The following is a 17,042-nucleotide window of genomic DNA, read 5'->3' as shown; positions in this document are numbered from 1 at the left end:
TGAATAAAAAGCTACTACAGCTATACTTAAATCTTTCTCTATGCAAGAGCTTTTTGAATTCGCCAACAAAGTCATATCATTCGCGAACCACTCCTCCTTTTCCACATCCCATGAAAAGTCAGGATAACTTCCGAGTTAGATGCTTGTTAAATTGGCATTTTAACTATTAATTTAGCATAACAAGTACTGAAGAACCACTAAATTTCAATGCAGGCTGCTGGTAGTGTTTGCAATATGGTTTAGGCAGACTTTAGTAACGGGAGTATCTTCATAAAAAAATTACGCTGACCAGCAATACGGTTCGGTTAAGACAAAAACTAGATATACTAAGGGAAAGCGTCAGTATAATAAATAGTTAAACTTCAGTCTCTCTGTGGGGATTATGCCTCATATTTATCAATGAGGGCCTTAGAACAAAGTACCCTTAAGGGTACTGTCAAACATTCAGAAATATAGTGATATTGGACATAGATAGCTGGGGAGATTGCTGAGGAATATAGGGTTACAGCGGTTTGCATGTATTTAGACCACAAATATATTATCGGGGTGCAAGGCATTGGGCCCCTACGGTTTAGTTCAATTACTCAAAAATTGCTGTAATAGCCCCAGCGACAGCTTTTGCAGCCTCCTTAATTAAGCAATTGGTACTGTTATAGAACATTAATTCAAGGACGAGGATCTCACTATGGCTGAAGTCGTTCTAAAAACTCCCGACGAGGCACTGTTTGTCGGTTCCTATGCTAAGGTGCCCATAATTATTGATCCAAAATTGGATTTAAAGATAGATGATCTTGATTTTAAGATTCCTAGTGGGCTGGCGGGTGGAGTTGTGTCCCTATCTCGCGATCGCGACTATAACCCTGAGAAGCCCGACATTATGCTTTGTGTCGGGTACGAACCAGGAACCCACGTTTTGCAGGCACTAAAACGTGGTACTGATACCGTTATTGGTGAAACTAAGTTTGAGAGTACGACACTCTGGAATGATGACAAGTTTGCGCCTTCTCTTTGGTTTACGGGAATTGTTGAAGGTTATGCAGCAGGGGCAGCTTGGGGTGGAGGTTCTAGTGGACCTCAAAACATCAATGTGCTTCCGGCGACAGGAACTCGACGATTGGCGATTCTGCTCGTAGATACCAGTTCGCAACGCTACACCACTAATGCAACTGACTTGCAGGCAATTCGCGATCGCTGGATGAATGAAGTGGTAAATGGGGTAACCGAAGCAGATGGTATTACTCGCAGCGTTAGACAGTTTTATCGAGAAGTCTCCTACGATAACTTTGACATTTCGGCTCAAATTTTTGGTCCAGTTCAGCTATCAGGAAGTTGGACTGACTACTTTGTGCAGGATGCAAATCGAAGTTGGGCACCCACAGCAGCCTACTGGCAAGCCTGTATCACCGCAGGCGACAGCTTAATCAACTACACCAACTTCGATAGCGTAATCTGCGTCTCTCAAGAAGTGCCTGCTACGGCGACTACAGCAGCAAGATCTGCTTGGCCTTATGCAGGTGGAGGCACATTTACCACAGCCGAGGGAAATAGAAGTCTGGGTATGATTTCTATGCCCAGTCAGTGGGGCACATCAAGTTCCCGTGAACTGTATGAAACGCTCTGCCACGAACTTGGACATAATCTAGGGCTAGGCGACCAGTATACCCCCGCTGTGCCAGGTCGCAACCCAGGAAACTGGGAAATGATGCACGGAGATAATGCATTTCCTCACTTTTCGATTGTCCACCGCATGATGCTAGGTTGGGTGCGTCCGGAATGGCTGCAAACTTATAACTTTGCCTCAATGGGTGCCCCTATAGATCAAAATATTACACTGCATCCCATTGAGCAGGGCGCTCCTCCGTTTGGACGGCAGTCGGGCGTTGAAATTCGTATTGCCGATGGCTGGAACTATTATCTGGAGTATCGAGCAGGTCAGGCTGCACAAATTGGCGATCGCAATTTGCCGGAAGACAGTCGGGTGTTGGGTACGGATGTTGTTTCAGCACCCTATACCCCGCCAATTGCTCGGCCTGCAATTTTGCTACTGGCAGGCGACCCAGATGGAGATAGCAGTGTTCTCGGCAACGGTGACGATTATGAAGAAACAGATACCACCGACCCGACCTATCCAACGGATTTTAGAATCGATGTCAGCGGAATAGATGGTTCTAAGGCAGATGTCCGCATTCGTTATGGAGTTAATAGTAAACCCGATCCCTCAATTCGCCCCTGGCCTGCTAGTCCTGATCGCCAATGGCAAAGCCCGGATATCGAAATTCGCAATGCTCGTAATGCTACCAATCCAGCGTGGTTCAACGTTCCTTGGGTTGGTAATGCCAACACAGTTGTAGCGCGAGTGAAAAACAACGGTACTTTAGCTGCACCGCAAGTACGAGTTAACTTCTACGTCAAAAATTACAACGTCGGTGGTACTCCTGAAACCTTCTTGGGTTCAGATATGAGAGATATTGCACCGGGTGCAACCGTTGAGTTCACAACTACCTGGACGCCACCCAATGAAGGACACTATTGCATAGTCGTCCGGATTCCGCTCTACCAACTTCCAAGCAATCCAGCAGTTGTGGAGATGACTGAGTTGAATAACTTAGCGCAGTCTAACTATGATCGCTTTATTTCTCGCACGTCCTCTCCTTCGTCGCGTGAGGTCACCACTGTAGAAGTTGGCAACCCATACGATCGACCCACTCGCGTGTTTATTCGGGCAGGGCAGACAAATCCTTTTTACCGCACCTATCTTGAACATACGGCTTTAAAGCTAGAGCCTGGAGAAACACGCTCGGTCAAGGTGATGTTTGAGTCCTTGCTCAATCCCAATCCAGACAGCCCCATTCCTTTCATTGCTGCTATCGATTATGACTACGAATTGGAGCAGAGATATCGAAAGATTCCCAACAATGTAGGGATTTATGCGCTGATTGAAGATCCGCGAGATGAACAGCTCCATACTACTCAAGTTCTGGGAGGTGCTCAAGCCCAGATTGCTACAGGACGTGCCACCAAAGTTCAGGATTTTGGCGTGGAGGGAAACCGAGCTACTGGAACCGTGGTTACTCTTGATGATGGCAGTCCAGTTGTAAATGGTAAGGTCATCATCATTGTCACGTTAGGCAAAGACGATTCGCAGAGAAAGACCTACATAGATGCAACAGTGTCTGATGGAAAGTTCTCCGAAATTCTACCTCCAGACTGGACCGAAGTAGAAGCTTACTACAACCCCGATCAAGAGTATGCTGATAGTTCTAGCAAATCTATTACCCGACAGAAATCAGGCTGCTCGTTAGCAATCATTTGGCTCTTAGTCTGTGTAGGGCTTTTAGCCTTAGCTACACTCATCTGGTGGTATATCAGCCACAGTTTATAATCTCAAATTAACTCTGTTTACGCACCTTTTAGACTGGGAATAATCGCCCAATTCAGAAATGAGTTGGGCGATCATCTGCCATCACTTAACCTATCGTAACCTCAAACGCGAAGTTCCAGTTTTTGATACCGTCCCCCTGTCCCATAAAGCTCATGAGATTGTCCATTTGGGAGTTTTCTGGAACAGTCCCCTACGCCCTTTCATCAACGCTATTCTCCGCGTTTTTATGCTTTGGGTAATGGCTACTGTGCTGACACAGATGTACAGCAGATTCACTAACAACAGCGAGGCGATGGTCAAAATGCGATCGCCCGACTAATCTTTGCTGGGGGTCTAGATGTTCTGCCTCGCGGGCAGAAATTCAAAAAAAAGTTGGGATCAAACAAATCTACCTGATCTAAAAAACCGCCCGAACGGGAGTTCATTTTTCGTGGTGTCGCTGGCTTAGATTCATAAAAGGCTAAGAGTCACCAGAAAAAGTCAGGCACACGAGTTGGACAACGCAAACCCAAGCGAGACACTGTTGGGCATGAGTCACAGTCACCTACATAAGAATGATAATCATTTGGGTGGGGGAAGAAGCTGCCGTAGGCAGCTTCTTCCCATTCTGTTTATTTATTAATGAGACAGGGGTGAGCCTTGCTCACCCCTGTCTCCCCCAACTATACGATTATCATTATTACAACTCACATCTCAAGTATGAAGCATATCTTGTCCTAATTACTAGCGCTACCATAAGTAGTATACAAAGAAGAAAACAATACAAAAGACGACCGACTGAGCCTGAGAAACTTCCGCGATTGCCACGATGAAAAAACTACCAAAGATGGTAATAGGTATGCATGACAAGCATCGCACCATTGAGGAGCCGTGTAACGGGAAACTGTTACGCACGGTTTTGAAGACCAACGGGATTGGTGACAATCTCGTTGAGTTTAATGTAACCCAACCGTGGCTTGTTATGGTCAACGGCAAAGAGGAATTCCGCGCTAACACCTGGGCCAAATGCTATCGTTTCATCCAATGGCATCACAAAGACGGCACCTTGAATAATTCGCAATTACCAAGTCGCAATTCGCAATTAAATTCCATAACTAAAAGTCAAGAGTTTGGGTCTTTGATGCATCAATCACCTCATGACATAAATAATTGCGAATTGCGAACTGCGAATTGCGAATTGCCGCAGGCTGAAGCCCCAACCATTCTGGAAATCTCGTTTTATGACCAGGAAGCGTTTGTGGGTGACTACCTTGTAGCTAGCATTAGCTACGACCACGGCAACTACCAGAACCTTTACTGGCGAGTGCTAGTAAACAACGTTGAGATTTTCCGCGACCTTTCGGCTGCTAGATGCCACAGCTACATCAAACAACAATACCAGCAAGGCACATTACCGATACAAGAGCAATTACCAGAAGAAGTTTGCACCACTGGAAACGAAATCATGGCGCAGATTTTCAATGAATGTGAAAAGTTTGGGTTTGAAATCCTGGACGATGGGATCTACAACAACGACGTGAAACTGGGCGAAGTGGGACATACTGTGGTTCACACGCGCCGCAGACGCAACCCAACAGCGCATATCCTGTGATTCGGCGTTAGATGCGGTGTGGTGGCTGTCGATGGTGGACAACGTACCGTATGCAGAAGCGTTGACTGTGAAGAATTGCTAGACCGACCGTTTGAAATGTTGACAGCCCAAGACTGGGAGCTGTTACGGGAGTATGCACCAGTTGCAGAAAGTCGGGAGTTGGTAACGGCGTAATTCTTGCACAGACGAGAGCGATCGCACTTGTCAAGCGATCGTCTCTCACCACATTCTTACAATCCCCATTAAATCAATGCAACCTACAATTTCAATCCCCCAACACTGGGGCTACCCTCGCTTTGCTTTGGATCAACGTACTAAGGATGGCATCATTCTGGGACTTTATTACTACCCAAATGGTACTGAATTAGCTGAACAATTTGGTGATGGTTGGCGCTATGCGCTGATGCCTAATAAAAACTCTGACGAATTGTTCCACTTTCAGGAAAATCAAATCCAACCGCTCTCCCCAGAAGAATTATTCTTACAGATACGCCGAATCTACTTATCAAAAACAAGTTGTTGATGCTGTTGCCAGTGGTGCTGATGAGTTAACAGCAATCAACGCATGGATGCAGGAGTTGCAAACTGCAAAAGCTGGAGCAGTGTAAATTTAGTCAAAGGCGATCGCCTGATTGCATCTGTGATAAATGCTGCCTCTATGGTATCAGTTTTCGCTTCATCACTCCAATTCAGAAGCAGGCTTTTAAATTTCATCCATGAAAAATAACCACAAAGTATTATGCAACAACTCACACTTTTCTCTGAATACACGCCAGTTTTACCCATCACTTATTACCCCGATTTCTTAAGCCTTGAACAAGCCAACTCACTGTACCAACACTGTCTACAACTGGAATGGCAGCAGAACCAAATCAGAATCGCGGGTAAAACAATGCCTGTCCCCCGCCTGGAATGTATTTACGGGGACTACGGATGTGATTACCTTTACTCGAATAGCGTATTTTTGAAACCCCTGGCTTGGACAGAAAAACTCGCTTACTTGCGGGACAGAATCACTACGCTAACTGGCTACAAGTTCCGCATTGTCATCGGCAATCAGTACCGCAGTGGACAGGACAGCATCGGTTGGCACGCAGATAATGAACCATCGATGGGATTCAACCCTGCGATCGCATCGGTAAGCCTGGGGTCATGTCGCAAATTCCAAATCAAACCGAGAAATGGCAAACCAACAGACTTTTGGCTGGAACACGGCAGTTTGCTTGTGATGCACCCCGGTGGTAAATCAAGCTGTTCACTCTGCTCAAAACGAAAAACAGTTACTTGAACAAATTCGGGAAGTACCTATAACTGAGTACAAAACTCAACGTCGTAGATTAGCGATCGCACAAGCTCCTCGCCAACAAAAACGTCGCCTTCATCGTAATCCAGTTAGCACAATACAATCTTTGGTCAATCAACATCAGGAACTTCTCACTGTGCTTGAGTTTCAAGCTCTTAAATACTAATTACAGGAGTTTAGACTAAGCAACAAGAAACGACCCAGCAGGGCTGAGTTGATAAAACACAAGCTTTAAAGATAAAGATATGTGATCTTAACCCTTTATTTAAGGGCATTCTACCTCGTACTCTAACAGTTAATTAGCTTTTTAAAAATAGAGAAATATGAATTACAAAATAGTCAAAGAAAAAGATAATTTAACCAATCCTGACAAAAAGGATTTAAATATTAATATAGAAGAACCGAAATGGAGTTTAAATGAATTAGTTTTATCATCTGTAATTAAAGACGAAATTGATGAGATTGTTGCTTATACAGAAAACCAAATTTTTTATTAAATGATTGGGAATTTAAAAAAACTCTAAAAGCTGGAAAGGGAATTTACATTTAACAAGAAATATCTTTATGTGTCAGTATTTATAAATGAAGTTGATAAACAACGCGACCCGTTTTGTGGTATACCTTAATAACTGGAGTTTAGACTAAGCGATGGCAGCTATTGGTTAAAAGCAGCACTAGCGCACCGTGACGTGCTGTCGGCGTCTGTTTTGGCAAAGGTGCTTTTAGGGGCGGGAGTGCTGGTCTTACGACAAGCTGATTTTATTCAAGCAGAAAAATTATGTGTAGAAAGTCTTGCCATATACCGACAGTTCGATAATAAGGCTGGTATGTCTAAGGCGCACATCGGACTAGCCCTTGTTATGCTCAGTCAGAGCAATTTTCCTCAAGCGTTATTGCATTTAGAACAGAGTCTAACTTTGGAGAGGGAGTTGGGTTCGGTAACAGGCATTGCCTTTGCACTCAGCTATTCGGCAGCTCCTTTACTCTACCAAGGCAAGTATACACAGGCACGTTTAGTACTTGATGAAGCGCTACTACTCAGCCGAGAATCGGAAAATATCTTTACCACTAGTATTTGTCTAGTTGGACTTGGTCAGGTTACACTTGCCAGTCATGACTATAGCGAAGCTCAAAGGTTCTATACAGAAGCTCTTGCTCTAAGCCGCTCACTCAACTCTAGAGAAGGCATTAGCTGGACACTTGAGGGTTTTGCCGGGTTGGCGGCAATGCAAGGACAACCTGTTCGTGCAGCACGTCTCTATGGAGCAGCAGAGGCTCTGCGTGAATTTATTGGTACACCCTTACCTTCTTACATCCGTAAATTCTACGAAAGCTTTATTGCTGCTGCGTACACTAAGATTGATAAAGTAGTATTTGCGACAATATGGCAGGCGGCAAGAGCAATATCTTTGGAATGCGCTATCGTAGAAGCATTAGAAGAGCAAACTGATACAGTCAATTAATCTTGTTCAAAGGTCGTCACAATGATCTTTGGAAAGCTGTTTGTAAAGGATTATGAAGTAACTGATTAACACTCTTCCGCCTTTACAAATAAGTATCGCTACGCTCACTTATATAGCCTGTAATTGCTACCACATCTTAAGTCCGTATACCTTTAGCTAACAACCAGATTATTTAGTAATGTGTCCGCAATACTTGCTATGAAGGCTTGACGATAACCGTTCTCCAACTCTTCTAAGCTTAGATGTGGCTCGATTGTTACTCGTTTTGTCATTGCGATCGCTTCCAGCGGGCGCTCCGCGCCATCGCACCAATAATACACCCAAATTTATATTATGGGTGATTTGCCGGACATGATATAAGTCCTAATTTTGTGAGACTACAGCAGCATCAGCACGTTTGCCAGCACTGCTATCTGCCGCGCCAGCAGTTGTTTCGCTTCGTTAACTGACCCGTGGCGCAGTTCATGTATGGCTTGATGCAAGCCTGTGTGGGCGTTAGCCGCTCCGTTGATTGCTGTTTGTAAAGTTTGAGGATTTGTCATACTTACAAATTTTCTTATGAGCGTTCGCTTGTTACCCAAACTCAACTAAACTTCCTGTAACTCTTGAGAAACCTGAATTTCTGGCATCGGCTCTAGTGGGCTAGTTACTGGGGAGTACCGACAGTAACAAATCACCACAGCCTCAAAATCATGATTGGGGATCTCTGGGGTATATTCCTCAACCCTGGCTACTTCCCAATCACCAATTCTACTGTGGGTACTGGCTTGGGGAAACTGTTTATCAGCAAACTTTGAAACTCGGTGATATTCCCTCAGCCTGTATCCTGGCTCAGGCAAAGGCGAATTAGAAGAATCGTAGTGTTCAGCAAGTATGCTAGTAAATGCCTCGGTGTGAGCAAACCGCCTTTCTTCCCATCCATCTGCTGACATTGATTCAGCTTTGAAAATAATATACTTGCCCATCACTTATTTCTCCTGCTCGTGGGTGGGAAATTTCGTTTTACCTTCAAATATACAATCAACTTTCAGGGTCTTGTCTCCAGTTGGCTCTATTCGTAGCAGTTTCCAACCATACTTTTTCTCCATATTGCGGCATTTGTCTGGATCTGTTGCTGCGTGCCGTGACTCTGGTTTTTCTTCTTTACTCATTCCCTACTCCACTTGAAGAGAATAACAGTAGTGAAAGGAAGTCGATTTTTTTGGGGGTAAATATGCTCATGATACTCGGCATTTTTCCCTTAATGGGCATTTTCTACCTCAAAACTTACCCCAAGATCAACACCTAAGACTGTTTCGATTTTACGAATCACATCTTCTGTCGCTGCTGACCTCAAATCCTCGGCTTCTAATTGATACCAATAGGAACGGCTTAACCCGCACTGACGGCATATTTGAGTCAATGTTCGTTCATCTTTCTCTCTAGCTTCCTTAATTTTTTGCCCCAATCCTGGAAATTCCTTAACAGATTCAATTGTTCGTTTAACTTGCACTGCATTATTCATAGACAAATCTCCAAATTTTATTTTAGTGTACATTGTCTACAGACGCTTGACAAGTGTAGGCAGACAGTTTACACTTATAAGTATAAAGAAAGCGCCCGGACTGCGAATCTTGAGCGCTTCCCGTCCCGATAGGAACTTACCAATCATGACATATCCGACTTACAGCCAACAACAGCTGCAACTGAAATCGATTGCCCGACTCAAGCAAATCTACAGCGAAATCGCCTGTATAGTCGAAGTAAGCGATAAACGCTGCAAGGATGCATGGATTAGTGCGATCGCTGATTATCAGTCAAGCAAGATTCAGAAACTCACTCCTGCTGCCCCCGACAATCAAGCCACAGCCCAAGCCGAACTCGACCAATTCATCGCCGACCAAGCCCAAGCCATAGTCCCCGAAAGCCTGACAACCGTAGAAATCAACTTCTACCACCACGAGGTCTACTGTGGCAAAGAACTGATAGCCTACATCACGTATGACCACGATGATTTAATCACCCAACCCTGGCTAGTCATGGTCAACGGCAAAGAGGAATTCCGCGCTAACACCTGGGCGAAATGCTATCGCTTCATCCAATGGCATCACCAAGACGGCACCTTGAATAATTCGCAATTACCAAGTCGCAATTCGCAATTAAATTCCATAACTAAAAGTCAAGAGTTTGGGTCTTTGATGCATCAATCACCTCATGACATAAATAATTGCGAATTGCGAACTGCGAATTGCGAATTGCCGCAGGCTGAAGCCCCAACAATTCTGGAAATCTCGTTTTATGACCAGGAAGCGTTTGTGGGTGATGAACTGGTAGCCAGCATTAGCTACGACCACGGCAACTACCAGAACCTTTACTGGCGAGTACTGGTAAACAACGCTGAAATTTTCCGTGACCTCTCGGCTGCTAGATGCCACAGCTACATCAAGCAACAGTACCAGCAAGGTACACTACCAGTACAGGAACAGCTTGAAGAAGAAGCTTGCAGTACTGGTAACGAAATAATGGTGCAGATTTTCACTGAATGTGAGAAATACGGCTTTGAAATCCTGGACGATGGCATCTACAACAACGACGTTCAACTGGGCGAAGTGGGATGCACTGACGGCGGCTGGTGGGTGATGCGTACTGCACCCAGACTACAAACAACTACTGAACGAGGGATATCAACCTGATTTAAACATTGCTGATGCTCAAACTGCGCTCACCTATTTGAAATGGGAGTTAGAGCGCAATCGAGAACCTTCTGTTTAGTAAAGAAGCGATTGCTTGAATATCAGCTTTTCTTCAAGCAATCGTAAAGCACTGAAAGTTTACGTTACAAACCACTAATTATCACACACCTCAACAAAATATGATTACTGAAATCAAACTAGGTTTATGCAACCCTCCCAAACCCATTTATTTATATGTCAATCAGGGGGAAGTAGATGGCGAATCTTACGTCTGGTACAAGTTCAATATCAGCCAGGATAAGAAAATTCCTGTGACCCAAAGAGCATTAACTGGGTATTTATCAGAACTCCGATTGACTACTAAAGAGTTCAAAGGCAAGGATAATCTCAAACTTGATATTATCGTGAGTGCTGATGAACTTTACGTCATAAGAACTGGTGTTGAAACCAATTTCGCCAAAAGCTTTCTTCTGGCTGCGTCATTAGTTCAGGATTTTTCTAAGCCACTGATTATCGTTGCGAATGCTGGCGACGAAAACACGGTTTTCTGTAATCTTTACGATGCTGCAACCAAAACCAAGATTTACAGAGAATGGAGTAGAGATTTGGATTGGGCAACAATCATTCGTGACATCCAATCTCTTTTAGGTAGTGCTTCCTCAACTATTTCATCTACACCAAAACTTAGCGTAGTTCCCCAACCAGTACATCCCCAAGACTTACGAATTAAAAATATCCGCACGTTGCTTGATTATCCACTTGATTTGGTCAGAGAGTGGTTGCAATTTCAAGACACAAATAGCCCCAGCCAATTGCATATTAGCAAGATTGATGAATTGGTGAAGACTATGTGTTTAGCTTGGGCAGCAAATAAGTGTAACCATCCCAATTATGTCGAATCTTCGTATCAAAATCAGGTTGGTGACGCTGTTGCTAACGGTGCGGATGAATTAACGGCAATCAAAAATTGGATGCAACAGGTGCAAACAGTAAAAACTGGGGCAAGTTAAACCAAAAGTCAGGATTCAGAATAATTCTAACTTCTAAATCCTCAATTAATTAGATAGGAATTAACCATGAAAGTCATCGTTACAGTAGTTGAAAAAATCACAAGTGAAGCCCATATTGATATCCCTGATGGGCTGAATAAATCTGTAATAAAGCAGCACATAGTAGACCGCTACAACAGTGGGGAAATGGTAACAGACATGAACATCTTCCAAGTGGAGTTTGAATCTCTCAGCGCTCGGATTGTACAAGAACATTCTTCTACTAAATCTGCATAAACATAGGAGGTAATCAAATGCATACAAAATGGACTGATGAAGAACTAGCAATTATTGAAGAGAAAGCCGAAGTCTATACAATCAAGCAAATAGCCTCAAGCTTAAAAAGACGAGGATTCTATCGCACACCAGTTGCAATTTATCTAAAGTTAAATAGCTTAGGTTATTCAGCCCGTCCCACTCTTGATAACTATTCTTGTCAAGAAATTGCTCAAGTTCTTCAATTGAATTTCTCAACTGTCACAAGGTGGGTAAAACGAGGATGGCTCAAAGCTACAAAACGCTCTGCTAGACATTATCAGATTCGGAGATGGCATCTCAAACAGTTTTTTGACCATCCACCCCAATCAATTAAAAAACGTATCACCTCTCTTGATCCAGAAGCAATTAATTACTTGTTGGGGAGAAAAGCATGATTAACCAAATCACTCCCCTTAAAACTCAAAAAGTCCTTGACCTTTGTTCTGGTATTGGCGGCTTTACCCTTGGTCATATAATTACTGGCGGTTTTCAAACAGTGGCTTTTTGTGAGATTAACTCTTACTGCCAACAAGTTCTTAATCTCAGATTCCCACAAATTCCAATTATCCCAGACATCCATGACATTACAACTGAGTCTCTTTTGCGAGTCGGAGTTGGAGAAATTGACGGCATCATCGCTGGACTCCCTTGCCCTCCCTTCAGCCTTGCGGGGAAACGCCTTGCATCCATTGACTCGCGCAACCTGTTCGGAGAGTTCTTTAGAATCATTTGCGAGATTCGACCAAAATGGGCAATTGTGGAAAACGTACCCGGATTGCTCGTTGCTGAAATGGTCAGGGCAAGGCCAGTGTTCGAGCAGCAGCCAGATTAGCAAATGTTAATGATGCTGGATTGCTCAGAAGCCTCAAAACTGCTGCTGACATTTCTCGCTCTAAACTGGTTGAAAGGCTTATCTACAAAGGCTTTGAAGGTGCTGAGATTTTATCGTGGTCTGAGTCCGGTATTCCCGATGTCGCTGTAGCAACCATACTTCACTATTACGGTTATGAAGCTGGCAAGAGATGTACCACACAAGCAAAATTAGCCTGTGAAGCTTTTGAAAGTATCGGTGTTCGAGCTTGGATTCAAGATTTACTGGGCTGGACTAAACCCGCCACTTATACCGAAACAGCAATGACACAAATACAGTTACTCGCTGCGATCGCCCAACAGATGGCAGAGCAAGAACAGCATTTACTCCAACAACAACAGCAACAGACCGAAATTTTGCATCGACTAAAAGCTGTTGAAGTTGAACAAGACCGTTTCAATACACCATGCGGCCATAAATATAGTGTTGTTGGATTCGCCAATCTTCAAGGTTTAGAAATCTCGGTTAAAGAAGCGGGTACTAAAGGTAGAAAGGCAAGTGCATTGTGCCGAAAACAAGGAATAGAAATAGAACGCATTCATGACCCACGTTTTGGGAAAGTTGGTTTGTATCCAGAAAGTGTATTAATTAAGGTTTTCTCTACTGGTCAAAACTAACAGCAATTGTCTTAAGAATACTTTCAATAGTAAGAGAAAAGTACCATGCAACAACTCAACTTATTTACTGAATCTGCACCAGTCTTACCAGTCAGTTATTACCCCGATTTCTTAACTCTTGAACAAGCTAACTCGCTCTACCAACACTGTCTACAACTGGAGTGGCAGCAAAATCAAATCAGAATCGCGGGTAAAACAATGCCCGTTCCCCGCCTCGAATGTATTTATGGTGATGCCGGGTGTGATTACCTTTACTCCAACAGCGTATTTTTGAAACCCCTGACTTGGACAGACAATCTGGCTAACTTACGGGACACAATCACTGCGTTGACTGGATATAAGTTCCGCATCGTCATCGGCAATCAGTACCGCACGGGGACTGATTCTATCGGGTGGCACGCAGACAAAGAGCCATCGATGGGATTTAACCGAGCGATTGCTTCCATCAGCTTGGGTTCATGTCGCAAGTTTCAGATAAAACCCATCGGCGGCAGACCAACAGACTTCTGGCTGGAGCATGGCAGCTTGCTTGTGATGCACCCAGGCTGCCAATCTACACATCTGCACCAAGTTCCGAAGACTAACAAAGTTGTTAGCACCCGTATTAATCTTACATTCCGACCACACACCGGAGGGGGGAGATAACGCTGTAGCTGGCGTGTTGAGGATTTCATAGCCAGCACAAGCTCTCACAAAAACTTGAATCGGCGGCATGGGTGCAATGCCGCTCCATTTTCATGCGTTTATTTATGGAGGAAATATGAACATAATTGATACACATCAAACAAATAATCAGCTAGCTCCTAACCATTGGCATGAATGGGTAATCAATTCCGCCGTTGACCCCAAACTCACTGCGCTCAATGTTCGCTCTCTAAGTGGTTCGGAAGTATACGAATACCTTTTATACGCTTTGCCCCAAACTGCCAGACGCAACGATGGGCGACTGCGCGATGGCTACTTGAAAAGATATGCCCATGTAGAGTCGGGTGCATGGTGGGTTAGTGGACTCGACCCGCAAAATTCTTGGCTACCGATGGACTGGGGACGCATGAAACCAGATTATCCTCGTTTGGAATGGGATAAAACAACCCAAGAACAAACTCAAAAGCCCGTTAAATACGAGTCACCCCCCAAAACTCCCAATCGTGTCACCTACCTGAGAGTCCCCCTACACATTTGGCGGTTGATAGCCCTGCGGTATGACGTGCCGATGCCAGAGCATATTACCGTTACCTCTGAAGGTGAAGCTTTAGGGTTTTGGGCTTGGGTCATGGCACACCCCGAAATCCCTGTATGCCTTACGGAGGGCGAGAAGAAGGCTGCTTGTCTCCTAACTTTAGGCTTTGTAGCCATCGCTCTCCCTGGAATTTGGAACGGTCGCGTGAGCAAAGAAGATTTGGAATACCTGCACCCTGATTTAGTCCCAATGGCTCAACAAGCACTTGTGCAGGGGAGCACTTGTGCAGGGGAGCACTTGTGCAGGGAAGAAACTTGCAGTAAGTCTTCCCCTGAAGCATCTTTCCCCTCAGCCCCTCAGCACCTCAGCCCCTCTGCCTATTCTCGACACAAGCGCAAATTCGTTATCCTCTTCGACTACGAAACCAAACCCAAAATCAAACAGCAGGTTTTTGCTGCTACTCGTCGCACCTGTCAAGTCATTCTCCAACTTGCTGGAGAGTGTGAAGTAGCGCTACTCCCTGGCCCCGAAAAAGGAATTGACGATTGGGTTGTAGCTTTGGGTAAAAAGGCAGACAAAGCGGTGTCCACGATGATTGCTGATGCCTTGAGAATCAGCGAGTTAAACCAAAGATTTTTCGTGAATCGCGCCAGGGGACTTCACAAATTCAAACCTAATATTGTCGTTAATACTCGTTATCTTTCCACAGTCATCCGCTCACTGCCTCAATCGGGGTTAGTTGGTTTGGCTTCTGATATGGGGACAGGTAAGACTGAAATCTTGGCAATGATTAGAAGAGATAACCCAGACTTGAGCTTTTTGAACAACGGACATCGGGTTACTTTGCTGAAAAATCTCAGCGATCGCCTACAAACAGCAATGTACTCAGCTATCTCTTGCGGTGATTGGGCTAAAGCCAAAGCACTGAGTATCACTGTAGACTCATTGTATAAGATGGCGAATGATTTACAGGCTTATGACATCTTATTTATTGATGAAGCCTGCCAGTACCTCGCTCACTTGCTCAAATCAAAGACCTGCAAGGAACACCGGGGGGCTATTCTGGAAGTGCTGGAGTATCTGGTTTACAATGCCAAGCTGGTAGTGTTGGCAGATGCTCACCTGGATGATTTGACTATCGAGTTTTTCATGCGAATGCGACCGGCTGGTGAAAAACCTTACATCATCAAAAATGAGTATCGTTCGGGTGGTCGCCAGGTTTATTGGTACGAAGGTAAAAACAGCAGTGCGATCGTTGCCGAGTTCCACGCTCAGTTGATGCTGGGTAAAAAGTTGATGATGGTCAGCGACAGCAAGCGGTTTATCAAAAAGCTAGAAAGAGCGCTAAATGATGCAGAGGGGCAGAGGTGCAGGGGTGCAGAGGGGAAAGAAGTTATACAACAACTCTCCTCTGCTCCTTTGCTCCCCTGCCCCCCTGCTCTCTTCGATGATAACGACGAAACACCCGAATCAGCCGAAGACCGCAAGTTACGGGTGTGGGCTATTCATTCCGAGAACAGTGGTAGTGAGGAAAATGTGATTTTCATCAGGGAGATTAACATTGCCATTAAGGATATCGATGCTTTTTTAATTACTCCCAGTCTCAGTTCAGGGGTTGACATTTCCAGCTATCATTTTGATGCTGTATTCGGTGTATTTCATGCTGTTTCGCAATCAGCTACAGAATGCGCCCAGCAATTATGGCGGTATCGTCCAGATGTCCCCATGTATGTCTGGGTGGCTCCTCGTCCTCCTTTTGGTTACGCCGAAACCAATGCCCGTCACATCAAAGAAAAGATTCTCCAAAAAAATGAGATGACCGCGTTTTTAATTCGCATTAACCGCGAGACAGGCAAACGTGGGGCAGAGAAGGACTGGGCATTGGATGCTTCTTGCCAAATTGAAGCACAGCGCAATTGGTCGATTAATAATCTTCGCTCTGATCTGCGATCGCTCTTAGAGGAAATGGGAAATACGATTATTCCTTTGGGCGACGGTGGTGATGAAGCGACTTCGCGGTGGATGAAGGCAGCAGGTATTGCCATCGATGAAGAACATTATCGCAAAGTGGCGAATGCCAAAGATATTGACAGAAGGACTTACAACAGCAGGCAGCACCAAGACTATCTCAAGCCGGAGGAGGTTTTGGAATGTGAGAAGTTCCGCATACAGGACACTTACGGCATGAGCGTAACCCCTGAACTGGTGGAGAAAGATGACTCTGGGCGGTTAATTAAAAAGATTGTTGCACTTGAAGCGATATTGGCAGCTCCGGGGGAAATGATTACTGATGAGCAGGAGCGGGAATGTGTTTCACCGCCGACTGTGGTTGTAGAGCGGGATAAATCAGAACGCTCGCGCTTGGCTATTTGCACAGACTGGAGTAATCATTCTACCGCGTGGTTAATGCGTCATCGGTTGGGACTCAGGGCAGTGTTGATGGATCTCATGGCTGGGGTTGAGATTAAAGGCGACGAAGCGATGATTCAGGCTTTGGCGGAATTCTCCAAACGCAATGCATCTCATGTTACTGGAGTTTAGACTAAAAGCGATATGAGAGAACGCAAATCAAATGGAATTAGAGATTAAAAATATTATCTTGTCAGCCTCAAAGTATCCGCGACCTTTAATAATTATGTAGTATATCTGCCCCAGC

General features: G+C 44.6%; 22 protein-coding genes. 16 read left to right on the top strand and 6 right to left on the bottom strand.

The window, feature by feature from the left end:
- Positions 1–685: 685 nt before the first annotated feature.
- The 3 genes from LC653_RS39335 to LC653_RS39325 all read left to right on the top strand — a co-directional run bounded on the left by LC653_RS39335 (position 686) and on the right by LC653_RS39325 (position 4,973).
- Positions 686–3,382, top strand: a complete 2,697-nt coding sequence (locus LC653_RS39335) for a CARDB domain-containing protein (RefSeq protein ID WP_229500754.1) — start codon at positions 686–688, stop codon at positions 3,380–3,382.
- 58 nt (positions 3,383–3,440) lie between these two features.
- Complete coding sequence (locus tag LC653_RS39330) at positions 3,441–3,701, top strand: hypothetical protein (protein ID WP_229500753.1); 261 nt, start codon at positions 3,441–3,443, stop codon at positions 3,699–3,701.
- Positions 3,702–4,190: 489 nt separating this feature from the next.
- Positions 4,191–4,973 (top strand): hypothetical protein, encoded by a 783-nt coding sequence (locus LC653_RS39325; RefSeq protein ID WP_229500752.1) that lies wholly within the window; start codon positions 4,191–4,193, stop codon positions 4,971–4,973.
- Positions 4,974–4,980: 7 nt separating this feature from the next.
- Here the strand turns inward: LC653_RS39325 and LC653_RS39320 are convergent, their stop codons facing one another.
- The gene (locus LC653_RS39320) at positions 4,981–5,199 is read right to left on the bottom strand and encodes a hypothetical protein (RefSeq protein WP_229500751.1); all 219 of its coding nucleotides are present in this window, start codon (positions 5,197–5,199) and stop codon (positions 4,981–4,983) included.
- A 24-nt stretch (positions 5,200–5,223) separates the two neighbouring features.
- On the opposite strand from LC653_RS39320, the gene LC653_RS39315 reads away from it, so the two are divergent.
- Positions 5,224–5,496, top strand: a complete 273-nt coding sequence (locus tag LC653_RS39315) for a hypothetical protein (protein ID WP_229500750.1) — start codon at positions 5,224–5,226, stop codon at positions 5,494–5,496.
- A 35-nt stretch (positions 5,497–5,531) separates the two neighbouring features.
- Here LC653_RS39315 and LC653_RS39310 read toward each other — a convergent pair whose 3' ends face one another.
- Complete coding sequence (locus LC653_RS39310) at positions 5,532–5,687, bottom strand: hypothetical protein (RefSeq protein ID WP_229500749.1); 156 nt, start codon at positions 5,685–5,687, stop codon at positions 5,532–5,534.
- Between the two features lie 25 nt (positions 5,688–5,712).
- On the opposite strand from LC653_RS39310, the gene LC653_RS39305 reads away from it, so the two are divergent.
- The 4 genes from LC653_RS39305 (at position 5,713) to LC653_RS39290 (ending at position 7,739) form a co-directional block, all read left to right on the top strand.
- The gene (locus tag LC653_RS39305) at positions 5,713–6,261 is read left to right on the top strand and encodes an alpha-ketoglutarate-dependent dioxygenase AlkB family protein (protein WP_229500748.1); all 549 of its coding nucleotides are present in this window, start codon (positions 5,713–5,715) and stop codon (positions 6,259–6,261) included.
- A complete protein-coding gene (locus LC653_RS39300; RefSeq protein WP_229500747.1) occupies positions 6,212–6,442 on the top strand; it encodes a hypothetical protein in 231 nt (76 codons plus the stop codon). Before LC653_RS39305 ends, LC653_RS39300 begins: the two co-directional genes overlap by 50 nt.
- 157 nt (positions 6,443–6,599) lie before the next feature.
- Positions 6,600–6,773 carry a hypothetical protein gene (locus tag LC653_RS39295; RefSeq protein WP_229500746.1) on the top strand — a complete coding sequence of 58 codons (174 nt, stop codon included), beginning with the start codon at positions 6,600–6,602 and terminating at the stop codon, positions 6,771–6,773.
- 192 nt (positions 6,774–6,965) lie between these two features.
- Positions 6,966–7,739 (top strand): tetratricopeptide repeat protein, encoded by a 774-nt coding sequence (locus LC653_RS39290; protein ID WP_229500745.1) that lies wholly within the window; start codon positions 6,966–6,968, stop codon positions 7,737–7,739.
- A gap of 377 nt (positions 7,740–8,116) precedes the next feature.
- Here the strand turns inward: LC653_RS39290 and LC653_RS39285 are convergent, their stop codons facing one another.
- The 4 genes from LC653_RS39285 to LC653_RS39270 form a co-directional block, all read right to left on the bottom strand.
- Positions 8,117–8,281, bottom strand: a complete 165-nt coding sequence (locus LC653_RS39285; RefSeq protein WP_229500744.1) for a hypothetical protein — start codon at positions 8,279–8,281, stop codon at positions 8,117–8,119.
- Between the two features lie 45 nt (positions 8,282–8,326).
- A complete protein-coding gene (locus tag LC653_RS39280; protein WP_229500743.1) occupies positions 8,327–8,704 on the bottom strand; it encodes a hypothetical protein in 378 nt (125 codons plus the stop codon).
- Positions 8,705–8,707: 3 nt separating this feature from the next.
- Complete coding sequence (locus LC653_RS39275; protein WP_229500742.1) at positions 8,708–8,890, bottom strand: hypothetical protein; 183 nt, start codon at positions 8,888–8,890, stop codon at positions 8,708–8,710.
- Between the two features lie 89 nt (positions 8,891–8,979).
- Positions 8,980–9,243: a helix-turn-helix domain-containing protein gene (locus tag LC653_RS39270; protein ID WP_229500741.1), complete on the bottom strand. Its 264-nt coding sequence runs from the start codon at positions 9,241–9,243 to the stop codon at positions 8,980–8,982.
- 145 nt (positions 9,244–9,388) lie between these two features.
- Between LC653_RS39270 and LC653_RS39265 the strand changes: the two genes are divergently transcribed.
- The 8 genes from LC653_RS39265 (at position 9,389) to LC653_RS39230 (ending at position 16,927) form a co-directional block, all read left to right on the top strand.
- Positions 9,389–10,411, top strand: coding sequence for a hypothetical protein (locus LC653_RS39265; protein ID WP_229500740.1), 1,023 nt, complete (start codon positions 9,389–9,391; stop codon positions 10,409–10,411).
- A 179-nt stretch (positions 10,412–10,590) separates the two neighbouring features.
- Positions 10,591–11,421, top strand: a complete 831-nt coding sequence (locus LC653_RS39260; RefSeq protein ID WP_229500739.1) for a hypothetical protein — start codon at positions 10,591–10,593, stop codon at positions 11,419–11,421.
- 66 nt (positions 11,422–11,487) lie between these two features.
- Positions 11,488–11,697 carry a hypothetical protein gene (locus LC653_RS39255; protein WP_229500738.1) on the top strand — a complete coding sequence of 70 codons (210 nt, stop codon included), beginning with the start codon at positions 11,488–11,490 and terminating at the stop codon, positions 11,695–11,697.
- 17 nt (positions 11,698–11,714) lie between these two features.
- The gene (locus LC653_RS39250) at positions 11,715–12,113 is read left to right on the top strand and encodes a MerR family transcriptional regulator (protein ID WP_229500737.1); all 399 of its coding nucleotides are present in this window, start codon (positions 11,715–11,717) and stop codon (positions 12,111–12,113) included.
- Positions 12,110–12,550, top strand: a complete 441-nt coding sequence (locus tag LC653_RS39245; RefSeq protein WP_229500736.1) for a DNA cytosine methyltransferase — start codon at positions 12,110–12,112, stop codon at positions 12,548–12,550. Before LC653_RS39250 ends, LC653_RS39245 begins: the two co-directional genes overlap by 4 nt.
- Positions 12,551–12,570: 20 nt before the next feature.
- The gene (locus LC653_RS39240) at positions 12,571–13,206 is read left to right on the top strand and encodes a hypothetical protein (protein WP_229500735.1); all 636 of its coding nucleotides are present in this window, start codon (positions 12,571–12,573) and stop codon (positions 13,204–13,206) included.
- Between the two features lie 45 nt (positions 13,207–13,251).
- Positions 13,252–13,851, top strand: a complete 600-nt coding sequence (locus tag LC653_RS39235) for an alpha-ketoglutarate-dependent dioxygenase AlkB family protein (RefSeq protein ID WP_229500734.1) — start codon at positions 13,252–13,254, stop codon at positions 13,849–13,851.
- 115 nt (positions 13,852–13,966) lie between these two features.
- The gene (locus LC653_RS39230) at positions 13,967–16,927 is read left to right on the top strand and encodes a DUF3854 domain-containing protein (protein WP_229500733.1); all 2,961 of its coding nucleotides are present in this window, start codon (positions 13,967–13,969) and stop codon (positions 16,925–16,927) included.
- Positions 16,928–17,042: the final 115 nt, after the last annotated feature.

Origin of the sequence: Nostoc mirabile CHAB5784 (assembly GCF_020829645.1) — a bacterium.
Lineage (GTDB): Bacteria > Cyanobacteriota > Cyanobacteriia > Cyanobacteriales > Nostocaceae > Nostoc > Nostoc mirabile.
This window is presented reverse-complemented; position numbering and strand designations above follow the sequence as displayed.